The sequence below is a fragment of the Streptomyces sp. NPDC002958 genome, from assembly GCF_055563255.1.
Genome location: NZ_JBVHDS010000022.1, coordinates 1 through 25,730 on the forward strand (window position 1 = coordinate 1; position 25,730 = coordinate 25,730).

Annotated in this window: 31 protein-coding genes; 9 read left to right on the forward strand and 22 right to left on the reverse strand. The window is 68.0% G+C overall.

Annotated elements, in window-relative coordinates; translation table 11 throughout:
- Window positions 1-382 precede the first annotated feature (382 nt).
- Complete coding sequence (locus ACZ3IC_RS27160) at window positions 383-1,024, reverse strand: DNA-3-methyladenine glycosylase (RefSeq protein WP_467420201.1); 642 nt, start codon at window positions 1,022-1,024, stop codon at window positions 383-385.
- A 74-nt stretch (window positions 1,025-1,098) separates the two neighbouring features.
- Here ACZ3IC_RS27160 and ACZ3IC_RS27165 point away from each other — a divergent pair, with 74 nt between their 5' ends.
- From ACZ3IC_RS27165 to ACZ3IC_RS27175, 3 genes are all read left to right on the forward strand, one after another.
- Window positions 1,099-1,881, forward strand: a complete 783-nt coding sequence (locus ACZ3IC_RS27165) for a sporulation protein (RefSeq protein ID WP_467420202.1) — start codon at window positions 1,099-1,101, stop codon at window positions 1,879-1,881.
- Between the two features lie 52 nt (window positions 1,882-1,933).
- Window positions 1,934-2,464 (forward strand): YbhB/YbcL family Raf kinase inhibitor-like protein, encoded by a 531-nt coding sequence (locus tag ACZ3IC_RS27170; RefSeq protein WP_467420204.1) that lies wholly within the window; start codon window positions 1,934-1,936, stop codon window positions 2,462-2,464.
- Between the two features lie 358 nt (window positions 2,465-2,822).
- Window positions 2,823-3,329: an HNH endonuclease gene (locus ACZ3IC_RS27175; protein WP_467420206.1), complete on the forward strand. Its 507-nt coding sequence runs from the start codon at window positions 2,823-2,825 to the stop codon at window positions 3,327-3,329.
- A gap of 61 nt (window positions 3,330-3,390) precedes the next feature.
- On the opposite strand, the gene ACZ3IC_RS27180 is transcribed toward ACZ3IC_RS27175, so the two are convergent.
- The 4 genes from ACZ3IC_RS27180 to ACZ3IC_RS27195 all read right to left on the reverse strand — a co-directional run bounded on the left by ACZ3IC_RS27180 (window position 3,391) and on the right by ACZ3IC_RS27195 (window position 6,615).
- Window positions 3,391-4,158 carry a sulfite exporter TauE/SafE family protein gene (locus ACZ3IC_RS27180; RefSeq protein WP_467420209.1) on the reverse strand — a complete coding sequence of 256 codons (768 nt, stop codon included), beginning with the start codon at window positions 4,156-4,158 and terminating at the stop codon, window positions 3,391-3,393.
- 62 nt (window positions 4,159-4,220) lie between these two features.
- Window positions 4,221-5,150: an SPFH domain-containing protein gene (locus ACZ3IC_RS27185; RefSeq protein ID WP_467420212.1), complete on the reverse strand. Its 930-nt coding sequence runs from the start codon at window positions 5,148-5,150 to the stop codon at window positions 4,221-4,223.
- A gap of 143 nt (window positions 5,151-5,293) precedes the next feature.
- Window positions 5,294-5,722, reverse strand: a complete 429-nt coding sequence (locus ACZ3IC_RS27190) for an NfeD family protein (protein WP_467420214.1) — start codon at window positions 5,720-5,722, stop codon at window positions 5,294-5,296.
- 95 nt (window positions 5,723-5,817) lie between these two features.
- Complete coding sequence (locus tag ACZ3IC_RS27195) at window positions 5,818-6,615, reverse strand: ABC transporter ATP-binding protein (protein ID WP_467420216.1); 798 nt, start codon at window positions 6,613-6,615, stop codon at window positions 5,818-5,820.
- 143 nt (window positions 6,616-6,758) lie between these two features.
- On the opposite strand from ACZ3IC_RS27195, the gene ACZ3IC_RS27200 reads away from it, so the two are divergent.
- Window positions 6,759-7,526 carry a hypothetical protein gene (locus ACZ3IC_RS27200; RefSeq protein ID WP_467420219.1) on the forward strand — a complete coding sequence of 256 codons (768 nt, stop codon included), beginning with the start codon at window positions 6,759-6,761 and terminating at the stop codon, window positions 7,524-7,526.
- A 269-nt stretch (window positions 7,527-7,795) separates the two neighbouring features.
- Here ACZ3IC_RS27200 and ACZ3IC_RS27205 read toward each other — a convergent pair whose 3' ends face one another.
- The 3 genes from ACZ3IC_RS27205 to ACZ3IC_RS27215 form a co-directional block, all read right to left on the reverse strand.
- On the reverse strand, window positions 7,796-8,044 hold the full coding sequence (locus tag ACZ3IC_RS27205; RefSeq protein WP_467420221.1) for a chaplin family protein: 249 nt from the start codon (window positions 8,042-8,044) through the stop codon (window positions 7,796-7,798).
- 145 nt (window positions 8,045-8,189) lie between these two features.
- A complete protein-coding gene (locus tag ACZ3IC_RS27210) occupies window positions 8,190-8,834 on the reverse strand; it encodes a response regulator (protein ID WP_467420224.1) in 645 nt (214 codons plus the stop codon).
- Window positions 8,827-9,972, reverse strand: a complete 1,146-nt coding sequence (locus ACZ3IC_RS27215; protein ID WP_467420226.1) for a GAF domain-containing sensor histidine kinase — start codon at window positions 9,970-9,972, stop codon at window positions 8,827-8,829. The genes ACZ3IC_RS27210 and ACZ3IC_RS27215 overlap by 8 nt, the downstream gene beginning before the upstream one ends.
- Before the next feature lie 128 nt (window positions 9,973-10,100).
- Here ACZ3IC_RS27215 and ACZ3IC_RS27220 point away from each other — a divergent pair, with 128 nt between their 5' ends.
- Window positions 10,101-10,970, forward strand: a complete 870-nt coding sequence (locus ACZ3IC_RS27220; protein ID WP_467420228.1) for an IS5 family transposase — start codon at window positions 10,101-10,103, stop codon at window positions 10,968-10,970.
- A gap of 74 nt (window positions 10,971-11,044) precedes the next feature.
- Complete coding sequence (locus ACZ3IC_RS27225) at window positions 11,045-11,350, forward strand: hypothetical protein (RefSeq protein ID WP_467420231.1); 306 nt, start codon at window positions 11,045-11,047, stop codon at window positions 11,348-11,350.
- On the opposite strand, the gene ACZ3IC_RS27230 is transcribed toward ACZ3IC_RS27225, so the two are convergent.
- Window positions 11,337-11,855, reverse strand: coding sequence for a hypothetical protein (locus ACZ3IC_RS27230; protein ID WP_467420233.1), 519 nt, complete (start codon window positions 11,853-11,855; stop codon window positions 11,337-11,339). The two genes, ACZ3IC_RS27225 and ACZ3IC_RS27230, sit on opposite strands and share 14 nt — an antisense overlap.
- A 330-nt stretch (window positions 11,856-12,185) precedes the next feature.
- Here ACZ3IC_RS27230 and ACZ3IC_RS27235 point away from each other — a divergent pair, with 330 nt between their 5' ends.
- The gene (locus ACZ3IC_RS27235; RefSeq protein ID WP_467420235.1) at window positions 12,186-12,971 is read left to right on the forward strand and encodes a transglycosylase SLT domain-containing protein; all 786 of its coding nucleotides are present in this window, start codon (window positions 12,186-12,188) and stop codon (window positions 12,969-12,971) included.
- A 96-nt stretch (window positions 12,972-13,067) separates the two neighbouring features.
- Here ACZ3IC_RS27235 and ACZ3IC_RS27240 read toward each other — a convergent pair whose 3' ends face one another.
- Window positions 13,068-15,668 carry an ABC transporter ATP-binding protein/permease gene (locus ACZ3IC_RS27240; protein WP_467420237.1) on the reverse strand — a complete coding sequence of 867 codons (2,601 nt, stop codon included), beginning with the start codon at window positions 15,666-15,668 and terminating at the stop codon, window positions 13,068-13,070.
- Between the two features lie 361 nt (window positions 15,669-16,029).
- On the opposite strand from ACZ3IC_RS27240, the gene serB reads away from it, so the two are divergent.
- A complete protein-coding gene (serB, locus tag ACZ3IC_RS27245) occupies window positions 16,030-17,286 on the forward strand; it encodes a phosphoserine phosphatase SerB (protein WP_467420240.1) in 1,257 nt (418 codons plus the stop codon).
- Between the two features lie 141 nt (window positions 17,287-17,427).
- Here the strand turns inward: serB and ACZ3IC_RS27250 are convergent, their stop codons facing one another.
- The 4 genes from ACZ3IC_RS27250 to ACZ3IC_RS27265 form a co-directional block, all read right to left on the reverse strand.
- The gene (locus ACZ3IC_RS27250) at window positions 17,428-17,946 is read right to left on the reverse strand and encodes a SixA phosphatase family protein (protein WP_467420242.1); all 519 of its coding nucleotides are present in this window, start codon (window positions 17,944-17,946) and stop codon (window positions 17,428-17,430) included.
- A 74-nt stretch (window positions 17,947-18,020) separates the two neighbouring features.
- A complete protein-coding gene (locus tag ACZ3IC_RS27255) occupies window positions 18,021-18,227 on the reverse strand; it encodes a hypothetical protein (protein WP_467420244.1) in 207 nt (68 codons plus the stop codon).
- A 153-nt stretch (window positions 18,228-18,380) separates the two neighbouring features.
- Window positions 18,381-18,500, reverse strand: coding sequence for an SGM_5486 family transporter-associated protein (locus ACZ3IC_RS27260; RefSeq protein ID WP_467420247.1), 120 nt, complete (start codon window positions 18,498-18,500; stop codon window positions 18,381-18,383).
- Between the two features lie 17 nt (window positions 18,501-18,517).
- Entirely contained in the window at window positions 18,518-19,822 is a 1,305-nt protein-coding gene (locus tag ACZ3IC_RS27265) for a CynX/NimT family MFS transporter (protein ID WP_467420248.1), read from the reverse strand.
- A 107-nt stretch (window positions 19,823-19,929) separates the two neighbouring features.
- Between ACZ3IC_RS27265 and ACZ3IC_RS27270 the strand changes: the two genes are divergently transcribed.
- A complete protein-coding gene (locus tag ACZ3IC_RS27270; protein ID WP_467420251.1) occupies window positions 19,930-20,661 on the forward strand; it encodes a FadR/GntR family transcriptional regulator in 732 nt (243 codons plus the stop codon).
- Here ACZ3IC_RS27270 and ACZ3IC_RS27275 read toward each other — a convergent pair.
- The 8 genes from ACZ3IC_RS27275 to ACZ3IC_RS27310 all read right to left on the reverse strand — a co-directional run bounded on the left by ACZ3IC_RS27275 (window position 20,633) and on the right by ACZ3IC_RS27310 (window position 25,287).
- Window positions 20,633-21,010 carry a hypothetical protein gene (locus tag ACZ3IC_RS27275; RefSeq protein ID WP_467420253.1) on the reverse strand — a complete coding sequence of 126 codons (378 nt, stop codon included), beginning with the start codon at window positions 21,008-21,010 and terminating at the stop codon, window positions 20,633-20,635. The genes ACZ3IC_RS27270 and ACZ3IC_RS27275 overlap by 29 nt on opposite strands.
- Window positions 21,011-21,178: 168 nt before the next feature.
- Window positions 21,179-21,946: an enoyl-ACP reductase FabI gene (gene fabI, locus ACZ3IC_RS27280; RefSeq protein ID WP_467420255.1), complete on the reverse strand. Its 768-nt coding sequence runs from the start codon at window positions 21,944-21,946 to the stop codon at window positions 21,179-21,181.
- A 5-nt stretch (window positions 21,947-21,951) separates the two neighbouring features.
- Window positions 21,952-22,671 carry a 3-oxoacyl-[acyl-carrier-protein] reductase gene (gene fabG, locus ACZ3IC_RS27285; protein ID WP_467420257.1) on the reverse strand — a complete coding sequence of 240 codons (720 nt, stop codon included), beginning with the start codon at window positions 22,669-22,671 and terminating at the stop codon, window positions 21,952-21,954.
- A gap of 134 nt (window positions 22,672-22,805) precedes the next feature.
- A complete protein-coding gene (locus ACZ3IC_RS27290; RefSeq protein ID WP_467420391.1) occupies window positions 22,806-23,192 on the reverse strand; it encodes a type II toxin-antitoxin system VapC family toxin in 387 nt (128 codons plus the stop codon).
- Window positions 23,193-23,197: 5 nt separating this feature from the next.
- Window positions 23,198-23,485: a type II toxin-antitoxin system Phd/YefM family antitoxin gene (locus ACZ3IC_RS27295; RefSeq protein ID WP_467420260.1), complete on the reverse strand. Its 288-nt coding sequence runs from the start codon at window positions 23,483-23,485 to the stop codon at window positions 23,198-23,200.
- Window positions 23,486-23,523: 38 nt separating this feature from the next.
- Window positions 23,524-23,832 (reverse strand): AAA family ATPase, encoded by a 309-nt coding sequence (locus tag ACZ3IC_RS27300; protein ID WP_467420262.1) that lies wholly within the window; start codon window positions 23,830-23,832, stop codon window positions 23,524-23,526.
- Complete coding sequence (locus ACZ3IC_RS27305; protein ID WP_467420265.1) at window positions 23,829-24,221, reverse strand: hypothetical protein; 393 nt, start codon at window positions 24,219-24,221, stop codon at window positions 23,829-23,831. The genes ACZ3IC_RS27300 and ACZ3IC_RS27305 overlap by 4 nt, the downstream gene beginning before the upstream one ends.
- A gap of 169 nt (window positions 24,222-24,390) precedes the next feature.
- The gene (locus tag ACZ3IC_RS27310) at window positions 24,391-25,287 is read right to left on the reverse strand and encodes a helix-turn-helix transcriptional regulator (RefSeq protein WP_467420267.1); all 897 of its coding nucleotides are present in this window, start codon (window positions 25,285-25,287) and stop codon (window positions 24,391-24,393) included.
- Between the last annotated feature and the right edge of the window lie 443 nt (window positions 25,288-25,730).

Here is a 25,730-nt window from a genome sequence, read left to right on the forward strand (position 1 = left end):
TGCGTTTCCGACTCTATCAGACTCTTTCGTGTCCGATTCCCGGTCGAAGCGGGGCTGCTTTCCAGTTCTTCGCTTTCGCGTTTCCCTTTCCGGCGGTTCCAACCTTACCAGACTCTTTTCCGTACCGTTTCCGGTTCGAATTCCAGTGACCTTTGGATTGGCCTTTGCCTTTCGGCGTGTCCACCACATTAACCGATTTCCTTGGCGACTCATAATCGAGTCGATGGGGACGAAATACGGCACGCCGAATTCGCACCCGCCAGGGTGATTCGTAGATAGTGGTTGGCTGCTTCCGGATGCTCGGGGCGGTCCGATGGACCGTACCAACAGCAGTACCCGTTTCAAGCGGCTCGGGCTACATTAGGCGGCCCCCAAGGGCGAGTCAAGTTGCGCGGCGGCGTGGCACATGGGCTCTGTAGGGGCTCACCGTGGGGTCCCCGTCGATCCAGAAGCGCCACGGATGTGAGGCTCCGTCACCGCCCACTCCGGTGCGCGGGCCGCTGCGTACCTGTCCGCGGGGTGGTGGGGTGCCATGCAGTACGGACAGCGGGGCGCCGGGGTGGGCAATGGCGTCGGTGCCGTTCAGTGCGCGGTCGATGTCGAGGGCGGTGGCCAGTCGGGCCGGGCCTTTGGCCAGTTCCTTGTCATTTCGGGCCGAGATTCGACGTTTGCGGGTGAGATCGGCACCGACCTGGATGTCGCCGGCGCGGAGCAGAACACCGCCCGCCCTGCCCTCCGGGCCGCACACCAGGTTGAGGCAGTGCCACATGCCGTAGGTGAAGTAGACGTATGCGTGACCCGGTGGTCCGTACATGACACTGTTGCGCGGGGTGCGGCCTCTGAACGCATGCGATCCGGGGTCGATTTCTCCGGCGTAGGCCTCCACCTCCGTGAGGCGGAGTTCGATGGGGCCGTCGGGCGTGGTGCGTACCAGGATCCGGCCCAGGAGGTCGGGTGCCACGTCCAGTACGGGGCGGTCGAAGAAGTCGCGTGTCAGTGGCGTACGGTCCAGGCCCTCGATCATGGCGTTCGAGGTTACCGGGAACCGACTGCGGTCGTGGCTCGTATCTAGAGGTCAGGACCAAGGAGGAGAAAAACATGGGCTTCAAGAGGCTGCTCGCGAGCATGGGCGCCGGTGGTGCTTCGGTGGAGACCGAGCTGACCGAACTCAATGTCGTACCGGGTGGGGTCGTCCAGGGCGAGGTGCGGATACAGGGCGGATCCGTGGACCAGCAGATCGAGGGGCTCTCCGTCGGTCTGCAGGCCCGGGTCGAGATCGAGGGTCAGGACACGGAGATCAAGCAGGACGTCGAGTTCACCAAGCTTCGGCTCGGTGGCGCGTTCGAGGTGCAGGCCGGTGCCGTGCACGTCGTACCGTTCGGGCTCGAAATTCCGTGGGAGACGCCGATCACGATGTTCGCCGGTCAACATCTGCACGGCATGAACATCGGCGTGACCACGGAGCTGGAGATCGCGCGGGCTCTGGACTCGGGCGACCTGGACCCGATCAATGTGCACCCGCTGCCGGCTCAGCAGGCCATTCTCGACGCCTTCGGGCAGCTCGGCTTCGGCTTCCGCAGTGCGGACATGGAGCGTGGCCACATTCGCGGTACGCGCCAGCGGCTGCCGTTCTACCAGGAGATCGAGTTCTTCCCGCCGCAGCAGTACCGCGGGCTCAACCAGGTGGAGCTGACGTTCGTCGCGGACGACCGCGAGATGGACGTCGTCCTGGAGATGGACAAGAAGCCGGGACTCTTCAGCGAAGGCAGCGACTCGTACCGCGCGTTCAAGGTCGGGCTGAACGACTTCCAGGGGACCGACTGGACGGCGTACCTCAATCAGTGGCTCGCCCAGGTCGGCGGTCAGCGCAACTGGCTCTAGGGTCGGTGCGAGACCTGCTGACAGCAGGAGAGCGATCAGGAGAGGTGCTGACGTGACCGAGCCGAAGAGGGCGCCGCTGCCGCACGACTTCCATCCCGAGGTTCCGTCGTTCACGGTGGTGAGCGAGGACCTCGCGCCCGGGGCCGCACTGGCGGATGCCCAGGTGTTCGCGGCCGGGAACACCTCGCCGCAGCTGCGGTGGGAAGGGTTCCCGGATCGGACCAAGAGTTTCGCCGTGACCTGCTTCGACCCCGATGCTCCGACGGGCAGCGGATTCTGGCACTGGGTGGTCTTCGACATCCCGGCGTCGGTCACGGAGCTCCCGGCCGGTGCGGGCAGCGGGAAGTTCGAGGGGCTGCCGCCGGGTGCCGTACAGGTCCGTAATGACTACGGGTCGAAGGACTTCGGCGGTGCCGCGCCGCCGGCCGGGGAGAACCACCGCTATGTCTTCACCGTGTACGCGGTGGACAGCGAGAAGCTGGGTGTCGACAGCGATGTGTCGCCCGCGGTCGTCGGATTCAATCTGCGGTTCCACACGCTGGGCCGTGCTCAGCTGATCGGTGAGTACACGGGTCCCGCCTAGTGCCGTGACCGGCAGTGTGTGCCCGGAAGGAGCGTCGTCCAGTGCGTGCGATCGCAAGGCGGCCGGAAGTCCTTGGACGGGGTCTTTCCTGCTCGAACGAAGTCGAGAGCTCGGGGAAGGAACTACCAGGGCTTGTGGTCAACGCCGCGAGCGCGCGTGCTGGGCGGCGCGACGGGGCAAAGCCTGCCGGAAGGGGCACCAGTACCCGGTGAGCCGAAAGTTCCCCTGCTGTTTTCCCTGCCCTGGTCTCGGAGAGATCAGGGCAGGGCATTTTTTATTGCGTTGTCCATCACGGCCTGCCCAGCCAGAGTTGATCCGGGCCTGCCAGGGGGCGGGCGGCACACGGGAGGTGGGCGAGATGCGGGACACGCTGGTACTGAACGCGAGCTTCGAGCCGCTGTCGACGGTGACGCTGAACCGTGCGGTGGTGCTGATTCTGCAGGACAAGGCCGTGGTCGAGCAGTCGCATCCCGATCTCCGTATGCGTGGCGCCGCCGTGGACATTCCGGTGCCCCGGGTGATCAGGCTCTGCCGGTACGTACGGGTGCCGTTCCGAAGACAGGCTCCGTGGTCCAGAAGGGGCGTGCTGATACGGGACCAGCACCAGTGCGCGTACTGCGGGCGGCGGGCGAGCACCGTCGACCACGTGGTTCCGCGTGCCCAGGGCGGTCAGGACACCTGGCTCAACACGGTGGCGTCCTGCGCCGAGGACAATCACCGCAAGGCGGCCCGGACGCCGGAGCAGGCGGGGATGCCGCTGCTGCGGCAGCCGTTCGTGCCGTCTCCGGCGGAGGCGATGCTGCTGGCGATGGGGGCCGGTGAGCGGTCGGCTCTGCCGGAGTGGCTGGACCGCACTGCCGCGTAGTTGGCGTACGCATCTTGTCGTATCGGAAACCTGTCTCCTTGCGGAAGCGGGTTTCCGTCTGTCAGCGGAGCAGCAGCTGGACGATGGCGAGTGTCCCGACCGCGACAATGAGGATGCGCAGGACGGTCGGGCTGAGACGGCGGCCGACCTTGGCGCCGATCTGGCCGCCGAGTGCGGAACCGACCGCGATCAGCACGACGGCCGTCCAGTCGAAGTCCGCGACGAAGAGGAAGAAGAGTGCGGCGATGCTGTTGACGACGGCGGCCAGGACATTCTTGACGGCGTTGAGGCGCTGCATCGTGTCGTCGAGCAGCATGCCCATCAGGGAGAGGTAGATGATCCCCTGGGCGGCGGTGAAGTAGCCGCCGTAGACGCTGGCGAGCATCAGTCCGATGAAGAGGAGCGGGCCGCCTTCGGGGCGGGCAGAAGTGCCGGTGTGTGCGCGTCGGCGCTGGACCGCTTTGCTGATATGGGGTTGCAGGACGACCAGGACGAGGGCCAGGGCCACCAGTATCGGCACGATCGTCTCGAAGGCCGTGGAGGGCAGGGCCAGCAGGAGGGTGGCGCCCGTGAGGCCACCTATGAGGGCGGCGACGGCGAGCTTGAGGACGCGGCGGCTCTGCCCTGCGAGTTCCTCGCGGTAGCCGATGGCGCCGCTGATGGAGCCGGGGATCAGCCCGAGGGCGTTGGAGACGGTGGCGGTGACCGGGGGCAGGCCGGTGGCGAGCAGGACGGGGAAGGTGATCAGCGTTCCCGATCCGACGATCGTGTTGATCGTGCCGGCGCTGATGCCCGCGACGAAGACGGCGAGCATTTCCCAGGTGGTCATGGCGAATCCCTCGTGCATGATCGGTGCCTGGTGCACTGATCATGCACGAGGGCGTGTACGCGTCAGTCGACCGGGGGCTGCTCCCGACGTTCCTTGCCGGTGTCGAATCCGGGGGCTCCGGTGCCGAGGTTGCCGAAGGCGCCGCTGAGGCCCTTGAGGGCGTCGCCGATCTCGCTGGGCACGATCCAGAGCTTGTTGGCGTCGCCCTCGGCGATCTTCGGGAGCATCTGGAGGTACTGGTACGAGAGGAGCTTCTGGTCCGGGTCGCCGGCGTGGATGGACTCGAAGACCGTGCGGATGGCCTGGGCCTCGCCCTCAGCGCGCAGGGCGGCGGCTTTGGCCTCACCCTCCGCGCGCAGGATCGAGGACTGCTTCTCGCCCTCCGCGGTGAGGATCGCGGACTGCCGGGTGCCTTCGGCCTGGAGGATCGCGGCACGCTTGTCGCGGTCGGCGCGCATCTGCTTCTCCATCGAGTCCTGGATGGAGGTGGGCGGTTCGATCGCCTTGAGCTCGACGCGGTTGACGCGGATGCCCCACTTGCCGGTGGCCTCGTCGAGGACTCCGCGAAGGGCGGCGTTGATCTCCTCGCGGGAGGTCAGGGTCCGCTCCAGGTCCATGCCACCGATGATATTGCGGAGGGTGGTGACGGTGAGCTGCTCGATCGCCTGGATGTAACTGGCGACTTCGTAGGTCGCGGCCCTAGCGTCGGTCACCTGGTAATAGATGACGGTGTCGATGTTGACGACCAGGTTGTCCTGGGTGATCACCGGCTGGGGCGGGAACGGCACGACCTGTTCACGAAGGTCGATGCGGTTCCTGATGGAGTCGATGAATGGAACGACAATGTTCAGGCCTGCGTTGAGCGTGCGGGTGTAGCGGCCGAAGCGCTCCACGATGGCGGCGCTGGCCTGCGGGATGACCTGGATCGTCTTGATCAGGGCGATGAAGACGAGCACCACCAGAATGATCAGGACGATGATGATCGGTTGCATCGTGTTCCTCGTTGCCCTTCGGTTGCCGACAGATCGCGATGATCGAGGTCGAAATCGCGGGGGCCGTATGCCTCGACGGCCCCGATCTCATGATGATCGACATCGAGTCTGACAGAACGCGCTCTGCTGTGTGGGTGGTTCGGTCACATGACGACTGCCGTAGCTCCGTCGATGTCGACGACATCGACCTGTTGGCCCGGTTCGAAGCTCTGGTCCCCGTCGAGTGCGCGGGCGGACCAGATCTCTCCGGCCAGCTTGATCCGGCCGCCGCTGCCGTCGACCCGCTCCAGGACGACTGCCTGACGGCCTTTCAGCGCATCGATACCGGTGGCGAGTTGGGGCCGGTCGGCACGGTGTCTGGTGGCGATCGGGCGGACCACGGCGATGAGCGCCACGGAAACCACGACGAATACCAGTACTTGGGCCACAATGCCGCCGCCGAGTGCCGCGACGATTGCCGCGACGACCGCTCCGACGGCGAACATGCCGAATTCAGGCATCGCGGTCCGGACGAGCGGGATGCCCAGTCCCACCGCGCCGATCAGCCACCACACCCACGCATCGATATCCACGTGGTCATGGTAGGACCGCGGGTGCCCTCGCGGACAGGGCGCAAGCGGTCGGCTGCGGCACTACTGCGCCCGGAGACCGTCGTCGTACGGCTGCGCTAGGAGAGCGGAAGTCCGTGGGCCGTGTAGCGGTCGCCGGTGAGCTCGACGACGAGCGGCAGGCCGAAGCAGAGGGAGAGATTGCGGGAGCTGAGCTCGGTCTCCATGGGGCCTGCGGCGAGCACCTTGCCCTGGCGGATCATCAGGACGTGGGTGAAGCCCGGGGCGATCTCCTCGACATGGTGGGTGACCATGATCATGGAGGGGGCGTACGGGTCGCGGGCCAGTCGGCCGAGGCGACGGACCAGGTCCTCGCGGCCACCGAGGTCGAGGCCCGCGGCGGGCTCGTCGAGGAGCAGCAGCTCGGGGTCGGTCATCATGGCGCGGGCGATCAGGGTGCGCTTGCGCTCGCCCTCGGACAGGGTGCCGAACTTGCGGTCGAGGTACTCGGTCATGCCGAGCCGGTCGAGGAAGGCGCGGGCGCGCTCCTCGTCGACGGCTTCGTAGTTCTCGTGCCAGGTGGCGGTCATGCCGTACGCGGCGGTGAGCACCGTCTGCAGAACGGTCTGGCGCCTGGGCAGTTTCTCGGCCATGGCGATGCCCGCGATACCGATGCGGGGGCGGAGTTCGAAGACATCGGTGCCGACGCCGCCGAGCTGCTCGCCGAGGATCTTGGCGGTGCCGGTGCTCGGGAAGAGGTAGCTGGACGCGATGTTGAGGAGGGTGGTCTTACCTGCGCCGTTCGGGCCGAGGATGACCCAGCGCTCCCCCTCCTTGACCTGCCAGGAGACGTCGTCCACCAGAGCACGTCCGTCGCGGACCACGGATACGTCCACCAGCTCCAGTACATCGCTCATGGCGCGTTGTCTCCCCATGCAGTGTCGAGATCGTCGCGTGCCTGTGGGCACAGCTCCCCAGGAAATCTACGCCACCGCATGTGGGCCCCAGGCGCTGGGCCCGTGCGACGACAGGCCCCGGCCGCGTTCCCTAGGCTGTTCCCATGCTTTCGGAACCACGCTCAGGGCTGCTGGCCGCTTGGGGAAACGCGCTTCTGGCGGGATTGGTGTCGCCGGACGACGCGGCGCTCACCATTGTCGGGGACGACGCGGCGCACCGCGTCGAGGGACTGCCGGGGGAGGCGGGGCCGGTCGGGCTCACGCTGGCGCTCGGGCGGTTGCGGGGTCTGGGGGTGACGGGTTTCCGGGTCGCGCTGCCGGCGCCCGGGCACCCTCTGGGGCTGAGCGGTCCGCCGGACTTCAACGCGCGGGCGTTGGAGGCCGAGGAGGCGGTTGTCGCCTTCGGTGCGCCGTACGGGCTGGTTCCCGAGGTGCGTGAGGTGGGGCCGGGCGGGGATCTGCACGTCGAGGTGGTGTGGCATTGCCTGCCGGTACGGGAGGCAATGCCGGCCGATGTCCCGTCGCTGGGTGAGGCGGAGCGGGAGCTCGCCGAGGCGTTGCGGGATGCGACGGCGGTGCTGTCACGGTTGGATGTGGCCGGTTCCGGGCCAGTGGCGGAGGCTGCGGTGGATGCGTACCGGGCGCGGGTGGAGCGGGGGCGCGAGGTGCTTCCGCCGCGGGCTGTGCGGGTGCTGGAGCTGGCGCAGCGGGTCGGGCTGTTGATCTCGGTGGCGTACGAGAACGGACACGGCGGGGCGGTGAGCGCGTCGGAGATCGCGGCTCGGGGGGAGGCGCTGCGGCCGGTGGAGCGGGTGGCTCGGCGGGCGCAGGTTGCCGCGTACAACGCGTATGTGGAGGAGCGGGAGCGGTAGGGCGGGGGGCTTGTTGCGCCTGGGGTGTCCGGGGGCCTTGTTGCCCCGGGGCGCGCGGCCTTGTTGCCCCGGAGACCCCGGGGCAATTTTGTCCTCAACCGCCGGACGGGCTGGGGTGCCTTTGTCCTTTGATTGCCGGACGGGCTTGAGCGTGCGGGAGTGGGCGTGGATGCGCCTGAGCAGGCTCGGCTCGGCTGTGCCCGAGAGGGTGTGAATGTCGCCGGACGGGCTCGATGCGCCCGTCCGGCGACACAGGACCGTGAGATCGGTCAGCCGTTCAGGCCGAAGTTGCCGAAGGCCGGGTTGAGCAGGCCGATCACGTTGACGGTGTTGCCGACCACGTTCACCGGGACGTGCACCGGGACCTGGACGACGTTGCCGCTGACCACGCCCGGGGAGTGGGTCGCTGCGCCGTGGGCACCGGCACCGTGGCCGGTAGCGGAGGCCGCGCCGGCACCGGCGGCAATGATTCCACCGGCGATCATGGTGACGGCAGCGGCCTTCTTCAGGTTCTTCACTTCAGGATCCTCCTAGCGTGGCTGCGGCCAGCCGCCGCAGCACCCTGGAGAACGCCTCGGAGCCGAGCAGGTTGCGCCGTCCGGGTGACGTACACCCGACAGTATGAATCTCAGTCCGGAGGAAGGCGCTCCGCTTCGGTGCCGGTCAGCCCGCCGCCCCATGTCTGACGGCCCAGAGGGCCGCCTGGGTCCGGTCCGAGAGATCCAGCTTCATCAGAATGTTCGAGACATGCGTCTTGACGGTCTTCTCGGAGAGGACCAGTGCTCGCGCGATCTCGCGGTTGGAGCGGCCGTCAGCGATCAGGCCCAGCACTTCCCGCTCCCGTTCAGTGAGGGTGCTCCCCCGGCCCGTACCGCTGCCCGCGTCGTCCTGGGCGAGCAGGGCTCCCGCGACCTCCGGCTGGAGCAGGACGTGGCCCGCGTACACCGAGCGGATGGCGCCGGCCAGGGCGTCCGGGTCGACGTCCTTGTATACGTAACCGGAAGCTCCGGCTCGCAGGGCGGGGACCACGGTGCGCTGCTCGGTGAAGCTGGTGACGATGAGGACCTTGGCCGGATTCTGCAGCTCGCGGAGCTTGCGCAGGGCCTCGATCCCGTCGGTGCCGGGCATCTTGATGTCCATCAGGACGACGTCGGGGCGGAGCTCCTCGGTCCTGGCCACTCCTTCGGCGCCGTCGGACGCCTCACCGACCACTTCTATGTCGTCCTGAATCTCCAGGAACGTACGCAGACCGCGGCGAACCACCTGGTGGTCGTCGATCAGCAGCACCCTGATGATCTTGTCAGCCACCGGGTACCTCCATCTCGATCGTGGTGCCCTTGCCGGGCGCCGATTCAACAGTGAGCTTTCCGCCGACTCCGCTCGCGCGATCCCTCATCGACACCAGGCCCAGGTGGCGGCCCGCCTGCCGGATCGCCGTGGGTTCGAAGCCGCTGCCGTCGTCGGTGATCCGGAGCAGCGTGCCGCCGCCGTGCCGGGCCAGCGTGACGTCCACGTGCTCGGCGCCGGAGTGGCGCAGTGCGTTATGCAGGGCCTCCTGGGAGACCCTGAGCAGCGCTTCCTCCTGAGCGGCGGGCAGGGCCCGTACGCCCACACTCTCGAAGGTGACCCGGGCCGTGTGGGCCCGGTCCAGGACCTGGATCTGGGTACGGAGTGTGGCGATGAGGCCGTCCTCGTCGAGCCCGGCCGGGCGCAGTTCGATGACGGCGGCGCGCAGCTCGTCCACGGCTTCCGCGGCAAGCGCGGCGACCTGGTGGAGTTCGCCCTTGGCGCGGTCCGGGTCCCGGTCGATCAGGGCGGTGGCGGCCTGGGCCGTCAGCCGCAGCGAGAACAGCTTCTGGCTGACCGCGTCGTGCAGCTCATGGGCGAGCCGGGAGCGCTCCTCGGCGATGGTGAGCTCGCGGCTGCGCTCGTAGAGCCGGGCGTTGGTGAGGGCGATCGCCGCATGCTGGGCGAGGATCGACAGCAGCTCCTCGTCCTCGGCGGTGAAGCCGCAGCTGCCCTCCGGCTTGGGGCAGCGCTTGTTGGCGAGGAAGAGGGCTCCGATGATCTCGTCGCCGTCCCGGATGGGCAGGCCGAGGAAGTCGGACATGTCGGGGTGGGCGGCGGGCCACCCCTCGAAGCGGGGGTCCTTGCGGACATCGGCGAGGCGCTCGGGCTTCGCCTCGTGGAGCATCGCGGCGAGGATGCCGTGCTGCCGGGGCAGCGGGCCGATGGCCCTCCACTGCTCGTCGCTGACGCCGTCGACAACGAACTGGGCGAAGCCGCCGTGGTCGTCGGGGACACCCAGGGCGGCGTATTCGGCGTCCAGCAGCTCGCGGGCCGAGGCGACGATCGTCTTCAGGACGTCACGCACTTCGAGATGCCGGCTCATGGCGAGGAGCGCGGCACTCACCACTGCGAGGCCCGACGGTGGGCGATGGCTCATGGCCTCACCGTACCGGCGGGGCGGTGACGCCGTATCGGCCTGAGGACGGCTGCTGACTAGGGCGTAGGGACTAGGGCGTGCTTTGAAAGTGGGTTCCGTCCCTCGTCCCGCATCGTGATGATCGCGGTGTGGGGCGAGGGGATCTTTCTGACGAGCAGTGGGCGGTGCTGGAGCCGTTGTTGCCGGTTGTGGGGTTGGGCAGGCCGCCGGTGAGCCGGCGGAAGCTGATCGACGGCATCCGCTGGCGGGTGCGGACCGGTGCTCCGTGGCGGGATCTGCCGCGGGAGTACGGGCCGTGGCAGACCGTCTACGGACTCTTCCGTCGCTGGCAGCGGGACGGCACCTGGACCATGCTGCTGGCAAGGCTGCAGGCCCGGGCGGACGCGGCTGGGCTCATCACGTGGGAAGTGAACGTCGACTCCACGGTCTGCCGGGCTCATCAGCACGCCGCAGGCGCCCGTCGCGACGGACGGGCCCAGAAGGAGCCGCCGGGCGGTATCCGCAGCGAGCCTGACGACCACGGCCTGGGCCGGTCCCGAGGAGGCTTCACCACCAAGATCCACCTGGCCTGCGAACAAAGCCAGCGGCCGCTGTCCCTGCTGGTCACCGCCGGACAGCGCGGCGACAGCCCCCAGTTCACGGCCGTCCTTGAAGGCATCCGGGTCCCTCGCATCGGGCCCGGCCGCCCCCGTGTCCGTCCGCTGCGGGTGAGGGGCGACAAGGCGTATTCCTCTCGCGCGAACCGGGCCTACCTGCGCAGGCGGGGGATCCAGTGCACGATCCCTGAGCCAGCTGACCAGGTCGGCAACCGCAAGCGACGCGGGAAGGTGGGCGGGAGGCCGCCTGCCTTCGACCGTGAGGACTACAAGGCCCGGCACGCGGTCGAGTGCGGGATCAACCGGCTCAAGCGCAATCGGGCAGTGGCCACACGGTTCGACAAGCTCGCGGTCCGCTTCGAGGCGACCGTCCTGATCGCCGCGATCGGCGAATGGCTGTGACATACAGGGGACGTCGACCCCGCATGCCATGCTGACCGCGACCAGGGTGAACGGGGCGAGGGGAGACGAAGCAGATGGGTGCTCGGTACTACGGCGCCGACAGCGAGAACGGCGACCGCATCGACGACCCGTCCGAGGACGCGCTGTTCATGATGATCAGCGATCTCAACGACTCCGACAACACCTTCGTCGTGATCCAGCCCGACGAGGACGACCCCGTCTGGTTCGCCTCCGTGGCTGTCCTGGACGAAGGCGGCTACGAGGTCGTCCGCCGCGACACCACCCGAAACGAGCACGAGGTCACCACCACGACCAGCATCAATGACATCGCCCGCGGCCTCACCCTCTGGATGGCCGCCCGCAATATCAGCGCTCGTTAGCCCCAATCCCACCCTGGCGTCGAACCTCTATGGCCTGCTCCCGCGCCGCTGCTGCCTCCGCTCTGGCCCTGCCCCGGTCGTCCTCGAAGACCAGCACACAGGCCAACGCGTCCAAGGCCTCAGCGATCTTCTCCCGCCAGTCAGCGAACTCGACGGAGTCCGCAGCGGACGGCTGTTGCGACTTCACAGAGCGGAGATGGCGCAGGGCGTGCTTCAGCACGGGGTCAACCACGAGACTTCTTTCGATCGGTACGCGGTCGACCCCATCGTGCACCACTTTCAAAACACGGCCTAGGCCGTGGACCAAGTCCCGGTCCAGGACGAAGTGCCGTGTGGTGGTGCGGCTCCTGGACGAGGCGCGCGGTGGGGTGGCGTTTCCACGTTGGGGGCGCCGAGGTTCATCGGCGATTGCCGACGTAATTACAAGGACGGTCGTCGTGACCACAAGGACGGTTGTCATGCCTGTCTCGGTGATTGCCTCCGGCATGATTTCGAGGACGTCCATCTACAACTCCCCGAGACGGAACCTCACACTCCGAATTGCCGAAGCAACAGTTGGTGAGTTCGTTGCACGCTCGATGTGAGGCCGGGCACAGGACCCACATCACTTACGAAGCCTGCTAGTGGTTTCACAAGCGCCACATCAGTAAGAACGAGCGCGGTTCAGTACGTTCGAGCAGGCCCGTGATCCACTACCCGGGGTCGTACGTCACACCTTTGCCACAGGATTTTGCTGCCGCTAAGAATTGCACCTGTCTCCGACGGAGATGCGAAAACACCGCCTCCCGTCTTCGTCCTCCGTGAGGACTCCCGCAATTCGAAGAGGTACGCCTGCATGTCCATGTCCCGCATCCCCGGCCGTAGTCGTCGCCTGAACAAGACCCAGAAGCTCTCCGTCGCGGGTATCTCCGCCCTCGCTGTCGCATCGCTCTCGTTCTCGCTCGTCCCCGCCAATGCCGAAAGCAAGCCCGAGGAGCAGACCCCCGTGTCCGCCGCCCCCGTGGCCCTCGCATCGGCCGCCGGTACTCCGCAGGTCAAGACCGTGCAGGCCAGCATCATCGAACAGCACTACACCGCCGAGAAGCTGGTGGAGGCCGCCGACCTCGCCAGGGCCAAGGAGGCCGCCGCCGTCAAGGCGAAGGCCGAGGCCGCCGCGAAGGCCAAGGCCGCCGCCGCTGCCGAGGTCAAGGCTCAGGCCGAGGCGCAGGCCGAGGCCGCCGCCCAGGTGAAGGCCGAGGCCGCCGCCGAGCGCGCCGAGACGCAGGCCGCCAGCCGCTCCGAGGCCCGTGCCCCGGTCTACGCCAACAACCTGGACGGCTGGATCACCCAGGCCCTGGACGTCATGGAAGCCCACGGCATCCCCGGCTCGTACAACGGTCTGCACCGAAACATCATGCGGGAGTCCAGCGGCAACCCGTACGCGATCAACAACTGGGACATCAACGCCCAGAACGGCATTCCGTCCAAGGGCCTGCTGCAGGTCATCCCGCCGACGTTCGACGCGTACCACGTCCCCGGCACCTCGTCGAACATCTACGACCCGGTCGCCAACATCACCGCCGCGGCCAACTACGCCGCCGACCGATACGGCTCGATCGACAACGTCAACAGCGCGTACTGATCGGCTCTTGACGTCCTCGGACGACATACGCATACGCCGAAGGGCGGCGCCCCACGTGGGATGCCGCCCTTCGGCGTTCCGTGCCGGTTCCCGCGCCTACTTGCGCATGACCTCCGGCTCGTGGCGGCGCAGCAGTCGCGCGACCACGACGCCGCAGACGATGCCGAGGAGCAGCAGTACCGAGATGTTCATCCCCCACTGACCGGCCGAGTGCTCCCACAGCGGGTCCAGGTCGGTCGGGTTCTTCGGGTCCCACGGTGCCATGAGGTGCGAGAGGTCGAGCGTCGCGCCCGCGCCGGCGATGGCCCAGCGTGACGGCATCAGCCAGGCGAACTGCTCCAGGCCGGGCGATCCGTACACCTGGAAGAGGATGCCGGTGAAGACGACCTGGACGATCGCGAACATGACCAGCAGCGGCATGGTCTTCTCGGCGGTCTTCACCAGCGAGGAGATCACCAGGCCGAACATCATCGAGGTGAAGCCGAGCACGATGATCGTCAGGCAGAGCTCGACGGCCGGGGGCATGATCAGGCCCTCTGCGGGCAGCTCGCGGGTGGCGAAGCCGATGCCGCAGATGATGACGCCCTGGATGGCCGTGATCACACCGAGGACGATCACCTTGGACATCAGATAGGCGGAGCGGGAGAGACCGGTGGCCCGTTCCCGTTCGTAGATGACACGTTCCTTGATCAGTTCTCGTACGGAGTTGGCCGCACCGGAGAAGCACATGCCGACCGCGAGAATCAGCATGATCGTTCCGGCGGCTCCGTTGAACCGGGACGGCGGCTTCGGCGGGGCCAGGCCGAACTCGGCCGGGATGACCACGCTGACGACACCGAGCACGGCGGGCAGGATCACCATCAGGCCCATGAAGCCCTTGTCGGAAGCGATCACCGAGATGTAGCGGCGCATCAGCGTCCACAGCTGAGCCGTCCAGCTCTGCGGCTTCGGCGGGCGCATCTGCTGCGGGGGCGGCATGTGTACGGACTGTGCGGCGACGGCGTCAATGTCCGCGGCGTACATCTGGTAGTGCTGCGAACCGCGCCAGCGGCCCGCCCAGTCGTAGTCGCGGTAGTTCTCGAACGCGGAGAAGACATCGGCCCAGGTGGTGTAGCCGAAGAAGTTGAGTGCTTCCTCCGGCGGGCCGAAGTAGGCGACGGAACCGCCCGGCGCCATGACGAGCAGCTTGTCGCAGATCGCCAGTTCGGCGACGGAGTGCGTGACGACGAGGACCGTACGGCCGTCGTCGGCCAGGCCGCGCAGCAGTTGCATGACATCGCGGTCCATGCCCGGGTCGAGGCCGGAGGTCGGCTCGTCCAGGAAGATCAGCGACGGCTTGGTGAGCAGCTCCAGGGCCACGGAGACGCGCTTGCGCTGGCCGCCGGAGAGCGAGGTGACCTTCTTGTCCTTGTGGATGTCGAGCTTGAGCTCGGCAAGAACTTCGAGGATCCGGGCCTGGCGCTCGGCCTCGGTGGTGTCCGCGGGGAAGCGGAGCTTGGCCGCGTACTTGAGGGCCTTGATGACGGTGAGTTCCTTGTGCAGGATGTCGTCCTGCGGGACCAGCCCGATGCGCTGGCGCAGCTCGGCGAACTGCTTGTACAGGTTCCGGCTGTCGTAGAGGACATCGCCCTGGTTGGCGGGCCGGTAGCCGGTGAGCGCCTTGAGCAGGGTGGACTTGCCGGAACCGGACGGGCCGATGACCGCGATCAGAGACTTTTCCGGAACCCCGAAGGAGACGTCCTTGAGGATGTCCTTGCCGCCGTCGACCGTCACCGTGAGGTGGCGGGCGGAGAAGGAGACCTCACCGGTGTCGACGAACTCCTCAAGCCGGTCGCCGACCAGGCGGAAGGTCGAGTGACCGACGCCGACGATGTCGTTCGGACCGATGAGCGCGGAGCCGGACTTGTGGAGCGGCTGGCCGTTGACGTAGGTACCGTTGTGGGATCCGAGGTCACGGATCTCGAAGCGGCCGTCGGGCGTCGCATGGAACTCGGCGTGGTGACGCGAGACCTGGAGGTCGGAGACGACCAGTTCGTTCTCCAGCGCGCGGCCGATACGCATGACGCGGCCGAGGGCCAGCTGGTGGAACGTGGTCGGGCTTCGGTCGCCGTACACCGGCGGGGCCCCCGCGACACCGCCGGGCCCGCCTGCGCCGGGCGTCTTCGTTATGCCCTGCTGGTGCGGGACCTGCGGCTGCACAGGCTGCTGCTGGTGCGGGACCTGCGGCTGCACAGGCTGCTGCGGCTGGCCCTGGGGGGCCTGCTGCCAGCCCTGCTGCGGCTGTTGCGGAGCGGGGTCCTGCCAACCGGGCCGGCCGGCGCCACCCTGCTGAGGCTGCTGGGCGGGGGCCTGCTGCGCACCCGCGCCCTGCCCGCTGTGCACATCGGCACCCCCCGCGGCGCCGATGCTCAGCCGTGGTCCGTCAGTGGCATTGCCCAGGTGTACGGCGGAGCCGGGCCCGATTTCCAGCTGATGGATTCGTCGGCCCTGCACATAGGTGCCGTTGGTGCTGCCGTGGTCCTCGATGAACCAACTGCGGCCCCCCCAGCTGATCGTGGCATGCCGCCACGACACCCTGGCGTCGTCGATCGTCAGATCGCCCTGCGGATCGCGCCCAAGGGTGTACGACCTGGACGGATCGAGCGTCCAGGTCCTGCCATTCAATTCCAGTACGAGTTCCGGCACTCCGCGCCCCACTAGTTGTCCCCCGAGTTACCCCCATCGCAGGGGGTTTAGGGATGCTGAACATCGTGGGGAACTATTCCAGGAGCAGTCCCCGATACGAAAGTCGGGCGGGGTGAAGACCCTGCCGAGACCTGTGCCGTTGCGCTGTCGGAGAAACGGGTTCGGAGAACGGCAAGCGCCCTGAGTGCGTACGGACCGTGATCGGCCGGGCCGATCCGGAGCATCTCGGCCGCCCGCGTCGCCGGACGTGCCCGAGCGCGCACCGTCCGTCATGGCGTGTGTGCTCCGAGCGGGGGCGGGGGGGACGACGCACTGACCGGTCCTCGGGACGGGCCTCCGGTGCCGTGAGGCGGACCGATACGGTGGGAGCACCATGAGCGCATCTCAGCCACCTCAGTCTTCCCCGTCTCCTGAGCCCCCTGAGTCCCGTCAGGGCACGGACACACCCACCCTTCTCGTGAAAATCTTCGGGAAGGACCGCCCCGGAATCACTGCCGGGCTCTTCGACACCCTCGCCGCCTACTCGGTCGATGTCGTCGACATCGAGCAGGTCGTCACCCGTGGCCGCATCGTCCTGTGCGCGCTGGTCACTCCCCCGACCGCGGGCGGCGCCACCGAGGGCGACCTGCGAGCGACCGTGCACAGCTGGGCCGATTCGCTGAAGCTGCAGGCCGAGATCATCTCCGGTACGGGTGACAACCGGCCACGTGGCCACGGACGTTCCCACGTGACGGTGCTCGGGCACCCGCTGACCGCGGAGTCGACCGCCGCCATAGCGGCCACGATCACCTCGACCGGCGGGAACATCGACCGGATCTTCCGGCTCGCGAAATACCCGGTCACGGCAGTCGAGATCGCGGTCTCCGGCACCAGGACCGAGGCGCTGCGGACGGCGCTGGCGACGGAGTCCGCCGGGATCGGTGTCGATGTGGCGGTGGTGTCGGCAGGGCTGAGCCGCCGGGCACAGCGGCTGGTCGTCATGGACGTCGACTCGACGCTCATCCAGGACGAGGTCATCGAGCTGTTCGCCGCCCATGCCGGCTGCGAGGACAAGGTCGCCGAGGTGACCGAGCAGGCGATGCGCGGTGAGCTCGACTTCGAGCAGTCGCTGCACGCGCGGGTGGCGCTGCTGGCGGGGCTCGACGTGTCGGTGGTGGACAAGGTGCGCGCCGAGGTGCGGCTGACGCCGGGCGCCCGCACCCTGATCCGTACGCTGAAACGGCTCGGTTACCAAGTGGGTGTGGTTTCGGGCGGGTTCACCCAGGTCACCGACGATCTGAAGGAGCGGCTCGGGCTCGACTTCGCCTCTGCCAACACCTTGGAAGTGGTCGACGGAAAGCTCACCGGACGGGTCGTCGGCGACATCGTCGACCGGGCCGGCAAGGCCCGGTTGCTGCGCAGCTTCGCCGAGCAGGCCGGGGTGCCGCTGGCGCAGACCGTCGCGATCGGTGACGGTGCAAACGACCTCGACATGCTGAACACCGCCGGGCTCGGGGTGGCCTTCAACGCCAAGCCGGTGGTCCGCGAGGCCGCACACACCGCGGTGAACGTGCCGTTCCTGGACACCGTGCTGTATCTGCTCGGTATCACCCGCGAGGAGGTCGAGGCCGCCGACGGTCTCGTCGACTGACGCGTACCCGCACACCCGCGCACGAGCAGGGCCCCGGTGGATTCTCGATCCTCTTCACCGGGGCCCTGCTCGTACGACAGCGAGAACCTGTAGGACAGCGGTCGTACGACAGCGGGAGCCGTAGGACCGCGGGAAGCGGGATCAGTCGTTGGGTGTCCAGTACTCGATCAGCTTGCCCACTCCGTGCTCCACGCCCTTCCAGGAGCCGGAGAACTCGACGACGGCGAAGGCGGCGGTCGGAAAACCGCCGCGGTTCATCCGGGCCAGGGCGTCGCCCTCGGCCGATTCGGAGAGGGCATCGGCGACGGCGTGCATCCCGGGGTTGTGGCCGATGACAAGAAGGTCGTGCACATCGTCGGGAGTCTCGTTGATCAGGGCGATCAGTTCGCCGGGAGACGCCTCGTACAGTCGCTCCTCGTACACGGTCCTGGGGCGGTGCGGCATCTCGTGCACCGCCAGCTTCCACGTCTCGCGTGTCCTGACAGCGGTCGAGCAGAGGGCCAGATCGAGGACGATCCCGGAGTCGGCGAGTTTGCGGCCTGCGACAGGGGCCTCCTTGCGGCCGCGCTCCGCGAGCGGCCGCTCATGGTCGGAGTCCTGCGACCATTCCGCCTTTGCATGCCTGAGAAGGACGATCCTGCGAGGTGTATCGACGCTCATACACCTCAGCTTCGCACGAAATGTGCCGCCGGGCGCAGGGTGTTGAAGGGCTTCTGCGGTATGCGTGGACACCGTCAGCGGGTCATGAGGGACACGATTCGCTCGAGCAACCGGCCGATCGCGGGGTCGGTTGTCGCCGCGTGCGCCTCGCCGGATCCCACGATCAGCACCAGGAGCGCGGCGAACGCGATCGCGGGCAGTGCGACGGCCCACCACGGCAGCCGGACCTCGACGCCGCCCGTGGCCGGGTGGGTGGACCGGGTGTGCATACGGGCCGACATGTTCGCCTCCGTGGGTCATCGGTTCCGATACCTCGAACCTACGGATACGGGGGTGCCGGTCTTATCCGGCGACCCACCCACTTCACCCTGACCCTGGCCCCTTAGGGGACGGTGGTGCCGGCCCCACCGCCGGGCGCCGGACGGCCGTGCGGCTCAGGGGGATGCAATCGAGGCGATCAGCGCGATGATCACGGTGACCAGCAGCATCGCCCCGAGCACGAGGAGGAACTTCTTCTGACCGTTCTGGGGATTCGGGTCGAGCACAGGAGACATGGGCTCAGTCTCGCATCTCAGCATTCGTCCTCGATCGTCCGGTCCCGCCCGGCCAGGATTCCGGCCACCATCTGCGGCACCATGAGGCCCGCCATCAGCGCGATCGGCAGTTCCCAGCCGCCGCTGTGCTGGTGGAGCACGCCGACGAGCAGCGGACCGGGGATCGAGATCAGATAGCCGGTGGACTGTGCGAACGCGGACAGCCGGACCACTCCGGCGCCGCTGCGGGACCGCATGCCGATCATGGTCAGGGCGAGCGGGAAGGCGCAGTTCGAGATGCCGAGCAGCAGCGCCCAGGCCCAGGCCCCGTCGGCCGGTGCGAGGTAGAGGCCCGCGTATCCGATGAGTCCGCAGCTACCGAGGAGGACGACGATCGGGCCCTGGCTCTTCATCCGGGCGGCGACTCTCGGGATGACGAAAGCGAGCGGCACGCCCATCGCCATGGTCACGGCGAGCAGAACACCCGCGGTACCGGCCGAGACCCCGGCGTCGCGGAAGATCTGCGGCATCCATCCCATGGTGATGTACGCGGCGGTGGACTGCAGGCCGAAGAAGCAGGTGAGGCTCCAGGCGGTACGGCTGCGGGTGATCCTGAGAATCGGGGTGTCCTGGTGGTGCGCGACGGGCTGCCCGGAGGCTGCGCGCCGGTCCCGTACCAGCGGAATCCAGGGCAGAATCGCGACGGCGGCGAGCGCGGCCCAGATGCCGAGGCCCGCCTTCCAGCTGCCGCCCAGCGCATCGGTCATGGGTACGGTCACGGCGGCGGCGAGCGAGGTGCCGAGGGCCAGGGCCATCGAGTAGAGCCCGGTCATGGAGCCGACGCGGTCCGGGAACCAGCGTTTGACGATCACGGGCATCAGGATGTTGCTGACGGCGATGCCCATGAGGGCGAGGGCGCTCGCGGCGAGAAAGCCGGCCGTACCGCCGACGAAGGGCCGGATCGCCAGACCGGCCGTGATGGCGATCATGCCGGCGCAGACCACCGCCCCCGGGCCGAAGCGGCGGGCGAGGCGCGGCGCCATGATGCCGAAGATCGCGAAGCAGAGCGGCGGTACGGAGGTGAGGACACCGGCGACGCTGCCGCTCATGTGCAGCCCGTCCTGCACCTCTTCGAGGAGGGCGCCGAGGCTGGTGATGGCGGGGCGGAGGTTGAGCGCGGCAAGGACGAGCCCGACGACGACCAGCCTGAGCAGCCATGGGGAGGGACCGGCGGCGGCCTGTGCCGTCTGCGGGGCTCGCGGGGCCGGGATTTTCGTGGCGTCGACCGCGGTGGTGGCGGGGCTCAGGGTCCGGTTCTGCGGCTGGATCTCGTCGTCGGGCATGACGCCCATCATAGAATCATGGGATGATTTCTTGTCCAATCCTCTGAGAACATTGGCGAACGCCTCCATCGCCTCTCATCACCCCAGCAACCCGAGCAAGGAGCATCATGACGCTGACGTCTCCGCGGCGTTCGGCACTCGCCGACCAGGTGATTGCCCAGCTGAGGAATCAGATCACCTCGGGCGAGTGGCCCGTGGGTTCACGGATTCCGACCGAGCCCGAGCTGGTGGAACAGCTGGGGGTGGCCCGTAACACCGTCCGCGAGGCCGTGCGCGCGCTCGCGCACAACGGCCTGCTCGACATCCGGCAGGGCTCGGGCACCTTCGTCGTGGCCACCAGCGAACTGGCCGGGGTGATGCACCGCCGCTTCGCCTCCGCCGATCCGCGCCATGTCGCCGAGCTGCGCTCCACCCTGGAGTCCTCGGCGGCGCGGCTGGCCGCTGCCCGGCGCACCGATCGGGACCTGAAGCAGCTGGACGCGCTCATGGCGCGCCGGGAGGAGACCTGGGCCGCGGGTGACGCCGAGGCGTTCGTCGCGGCGGACGCGACGCTGCATCTGGCCGTGGTCGCGGCCTCGCACAACGATGTTCTGACCGGTCTCTACGCCGACCTGGGCGATCTGCTGCGCGACTACCTCAGGGGCGATGTCGGCCATGAGCTGCGGCCGGAGAATCATATGGACCACAGTCGGCTGGTCGAGGCGATCCGGGCGGGGGACGCGGATACGGCGGCGGCCGAGGCCGCGAGTCATGCGCTGAGATGTCCGGTGGACCGGGTCCAGGCCGGGCACCCACGTGGACCGGACAGCGTCAGAGTGTGTCCTGCACCCGGTGGGTGACCCAGACGGAGCCGACTTCCTTCCAGCAGCGGTCCTCGAGCCGCACGGTCTGTCCCGGTCCCACGTCGACCGGGGTGGCGTCCGCGTCTATGTCCCACCAGCGGCGGCATTCGGTGTGCAGTTGCACGCGGTCGGTGGAGGGGTACGGGTTGTGGCAGTAGGCGACGGCCCGGGAGCCCTGGACCGACGTACGGCATTCGGATCCGGCAGGGTCCGGCGTGGGAGCGACGGGGGCGGACGCCCCGGCTCCTGCCCGTCCCGCCAGGGACATGCCTATGGGGGCGACCAGTGCGGCGAAGGCTATGGAGGCCGCCGGCAGGGTCCAGGTTCGGCGACGTGTGGAGCGCACAGCGACCTCCTCCCCACAGCTTGACCAAAAGTCCGGTTCCACCACATTCTGCGGTGGTTCGACCATCTTTTCGACCTGAGCGGGTCAGGGCCGGGTACAGACGCACGACGGCCGCGTACCGCCCGATCGGAGGCGGTACGCGGCCGTGTCACAGCCTGTCGTGCGGGATCAGGCGCCCATCATGTGCACGCCACCGTCGACGTGGATGATCTCGCCCGTGGTCTTCGGGAAGAAGTCCGAGAGCAGGGCGACGACACCGCGGCCGGCCGGCTCCGGGTCCGCCATGCTCCAGGCCAGCGGGGAGCGGGTGTTCCACACGTCCGCGAGCTCGGAGAAGCCCGGGATGGACTTCGCGGCCATGGAGCCGATCGGCCCGGCCGAGATCAGGTTGCAGCGGATGTCGTCCTTGCCCAGGTCACGGGCGAGGTAGCGGGAGGTGGCCTCCAGCGCGGCCTTGGCCGGGCCCATCCAGTCGTACTGCGGCCAGGCGAACTGCGCGTCGAAGGTGAGGCCGACGATCGAGCCGCCCTCGCTCATCAGCGGCTTGCAGGCCATGGCGAGTGACTTCAGCGAGAACGCCGAGACGTGCATCGCCGTGGCGACGGACTCGAACGGGGTGTTCAGGAAGTTGCCGCCGAGCGCGTCCTGCGGCGCGAAACCGATGGAGTGCACGACGCCGTCGAGCGAACCGAGCTCCTCACGGACCAGACCTTCGAGGCGGTCCAGGTGCTCGCTGTTGGTCACGTCCAGCTCGATGACCTTGGCCGGCTTCGGGAGCTTCTTGGCGATGCGCTCCGTCAGCGTGGGCCGGGGGAAGGCGGTCAGGATGACTTCGGCACCCTGTTCCTGGGCCACCTTGGCGGTGTGGAAGGCAATGGACGACTCCATCAGCACACCGGTGATGAGGATGCGCTTGCCGTCGAGAATTCCGCTCATGCTGATCAGTGACCCATGCCCAATCCGCCGTCAACGGGGATGACGGCTCCAGTGATGTACGACGCGTCGTCGGAAGCGAGGAAGCGCACCGCGGCGGCGATCTCCTCGGGCTGCGCGTAGCGGCCGAGCGGCACCTGGGACACGATGCCCTTGCGCTGCTCCTCGGTGAGCACCTGGGTCATGTCGGTGTCGACGAAGCCGGGTGCGACGACGTTGAAGGTGATGTTCCGCGAGCCGAGTTCACGGGCCAGCGACCGGGCGAAGCCGACCAGACCGGCCTTGGAGGCGGCGTAGTTCGCCTGCCCGGCCGAGCCGAGGAGTCCGACGACGGAGGAGATGAGGACGACGCGGCCCTTCTTGGCGCGCAGCATGCCGCGGTTGGCGCGCTTGACGACCCGGAAGGTGCCGGTGAGGTTGGTGTCGAGTACGGACGTGAAGTCCTCCTCGGACATCCGCATCAGCAACTGGTCCTTGGTGATACCGGCGTTGGCGACCAGTACCTCGACGGGACCGTGCTTGTCCTCGATCTCCTTGTAGGCCTGCTCCACCTGTTCGGCGTCCGTGATGTCGCAGCGGACCGCGAGGCAGCCCGCCTCGGTGAGTACCTGGGGCGGCTCGCCGGAGCGGTAGGTGATCGCGACCTTGTCGCCGTTGTCGGCGAAAGCGCGGGCGATGGCGAGGCCGATGCCCCGGTTTCCTCCGGTGACGAGAACCGAGCGGCTCAACGGATCACCCTTTCGATAGCGGTCTGGTACCTCGAAAACCTATCGGTACGGCACCCCATAAGGAGAATCGGCCCCTGACAGTGGCTCCGGCACAGCACTGTCGGGTTCCTACAGCCGGAGCCCCCGGCCCGCTCTCATTCCGCCATTCCTGGCGCATGCGCAGGCAGACCCTCTTCCCGCGCCGCTTCCAATATGCGTTTGTCGTACGTGATCAGGGAGTCAAGAGCTTCACCGACGACGAGTGCACTCGCGACGTGAAGTGCGTCGAGAGACCTCAGAGCCCCGGAGACCCTGGTAGCCAGATCCCGGACCTCTTCGGTCAGCAGGATTTCGGTGACCATCCCGTCCAGATCCGACAGCGCGCCCGGAAACGCTCCGACCTTGTCCAGCTGCCGCACGGTTTCGACGATGCCGATGGTGCTGGTCGCCAAGGGGAGCCCGGGCCGGCCGGACAGAAAGGCCCTGAGCTCAGCGGCACGTGGCCTGCCCGTGAACAGAGTGATGAGTGCCGAGGAGTCCATGTAGATCAACGGTCATCCTCCTCACGTTCGGTCAGGAGGAGTTCCAGCGGATCGGGGGCGCCCGGAGGGATCTCGTACCGCGGGAAGCTGTCGAGGTCCGAGGTACTCGCGGCCTTGAGCCGGATCTTCCCCTGGGCCACCAGGTCCGCGTACCGGGAGGTCGCCCCGGAACCGGGCAGCAGTATGGCGATCACCTTGCCGTGCCGGGTGACCTGGACCGCTTCCCCCTTTTCCACGCGGGCGAAGACGGCGCTCGGGTTGTACGAGAACTCTCGGACGGAGATTGCGCTCATCGGGCGGGGCTCCCTTCGGCGTGCAACCCAGAAAGTACCTACACTCCGAGATTGTACCTACAATGTCGGAGTGTGGTTACGGCAGCGACCGCGCGAGCGTTTCCGCGAGCTCGTCGCGGACTCCAGGTCCTTCGCCGCCCGGCCGGGGGCCTGCTGCTGCGGCCGGCGGGGCGGAACCCTTCGAAGAAGTCCTCGTAGGTGTGCTCCGGGTGGAACTGCACAAGTCGTACGTTACTGGGGCTGCCTCCGGTCAGGTGCCGGGCGAGCGCGAGCGCCGTCAGCGTCTCACCAGTACCCGGCGGACCGTGAAAGATCAACTGCCGCTTGTCGCGGAGCAGTTCGCTCACCGCCGACGAGCGGGCAGCAGGGGCACGCCGAAGCCCGCCTCCCCGTCGTTGGCGAGTGCCAGATGCCAGCCCTCGGAGCGGGCGCCCTGGAGGCAGGCAGCAAGGGTTTCGGCATCGACGGAGTACTCGGCCGCCAGGACCTCCACGCTGATCCACTGCTCGTCGGGCAGCTCGACCAGGAGCTTGACCGCCGCGTCGAAAGAAGTGCGCGGAGAGCGCCAGTGGTTGTAGCGGGTACTGGCCTCCGACAGGAACGTCACCGGGCCCGGAGAGCCCTCAAGCGCCGCGACTCCCAGGCCGGTCAGCCGCCAGGTCCGGTTCGCCCGGGTCAGCCAGCCCGCCTTGGTCAACCGGGTGGCAGCGCCGACTGGTGGATCAGCGGCCGGCACTCACGGAAGCGAAGACCGCCCTGAAGATGGTCGGCGAGAATGCTCGCGGCCTGATGGAGCGCTCGGGCGGTCAGTTCGAAGGGGGTGGACCCGGCTTCCTCTCGCGCGTTGCGTGCGGCCGTGACTCCGGGCGGTCAGGCACGGCAGGCACTCGGACGGTATCCGTCCGTCACGTGGCCACGGTCACCGGGGTCGTGGGCGCCACCTCGCCGTTGGCGATGACAAGCAGCAGGTCACCCACGGTCGCGTCCGCCCTCAGGCCCAGTTCCGAGACGGGACGGGCGCCCGGCACGTCGCGTGCGGTGACGGGGGTGAGATGCAGCTCGTTCTCCCGGCCCTGGTAGGCGAGGATCACCGCACTCTCGTCGCCGATACGAGCAGCCACCGCGTCCAGCCGGTCCGGCAGAACGGCGCAGATGACGGTCAGCCGCCGCCGCTCGGCCCTCGGAAATGCGGAGATCATCTCCAGCACACCCGGCGCGGAGAGGGTGCCCTCCAGCAGTTGGGCGACGGCTGCCCGGTCTCCGGAACGCTCGTCCTCCGGTACGGCATCGACAAAGCGGACGATAGGCAGCCCGTCGTCGAGCACCTGTCGCCAGCGCGGCAGCATGAAGTCGATGTGCAGGGCGTCTTCCCTGGTCGCGCCCCCATCTCCGACGCCCTCACCAATGCCGGCCAGCCAGGCATTGATCTCGGCCCAGCGCCAGACGAGGGAGCGGCCGACCGTACCTTCCGGGTCCGGGAACCCCTCGGCCTCATGGCGCCGCTCGCCATTCACCCATTGGAGGATGTTCTGGCGGCTGCGGCCGGTGCGCTCGGCGATGTCCGACACCCCGACCAGATCGGGGTCCAGCCGTAGGAGTCGTAGCGAGGGCAGTTCCTGATGTAGCCGGACGACAAGGCGGTGTGCGGCATCGATGGCGCTGTCCCCGGCTTCGGACACATCGAGCAGGTGCTTGCCTCGATGGCGGGTGAGCAGGCCGTCGAACTCGTCGAAGACGATGCCGACCGCCACATCGTCGTCCACACTGACGCCGTCCACGACGAAGAGAAACTCGTATTCCATCGCGCCTTCGACCCCCGTTGTCCGTGCCTTCACAAACGTCCGCGCCAGGGTTCGCCACCCCTGTGAGGGCAGACTTACCCAGCGTCGGTACGTTGTCAAACGACAACACCGCCCCCAAGGGTGCGGCGCGGGTCCCCTTCGGGCAGCGGACAGAGGTTCGCACGCCGCGCGATCCGGCGTGCCGCGCGACCCGCATTCGCTGCCGTACCCGGCACCGGGATGGTCAGGCAGCCCCCTTCGGCACACGGGCAGTACAGCCGAGCCCAGTGCCCCTCTTTGCGCAGTGTCCACCCGCCGCCCACGAGCCGCTTGAGGACTTCTCGAATCTCTTTGTCCTGGTGATCCGCCGGTGACACATCGCGCCCGACCATCCACCATCTCCCCAACGCTCGCCGCCGCCACGGAAGTTGACTGTCAACTCGGCGTGACGAAGAGACTACCCC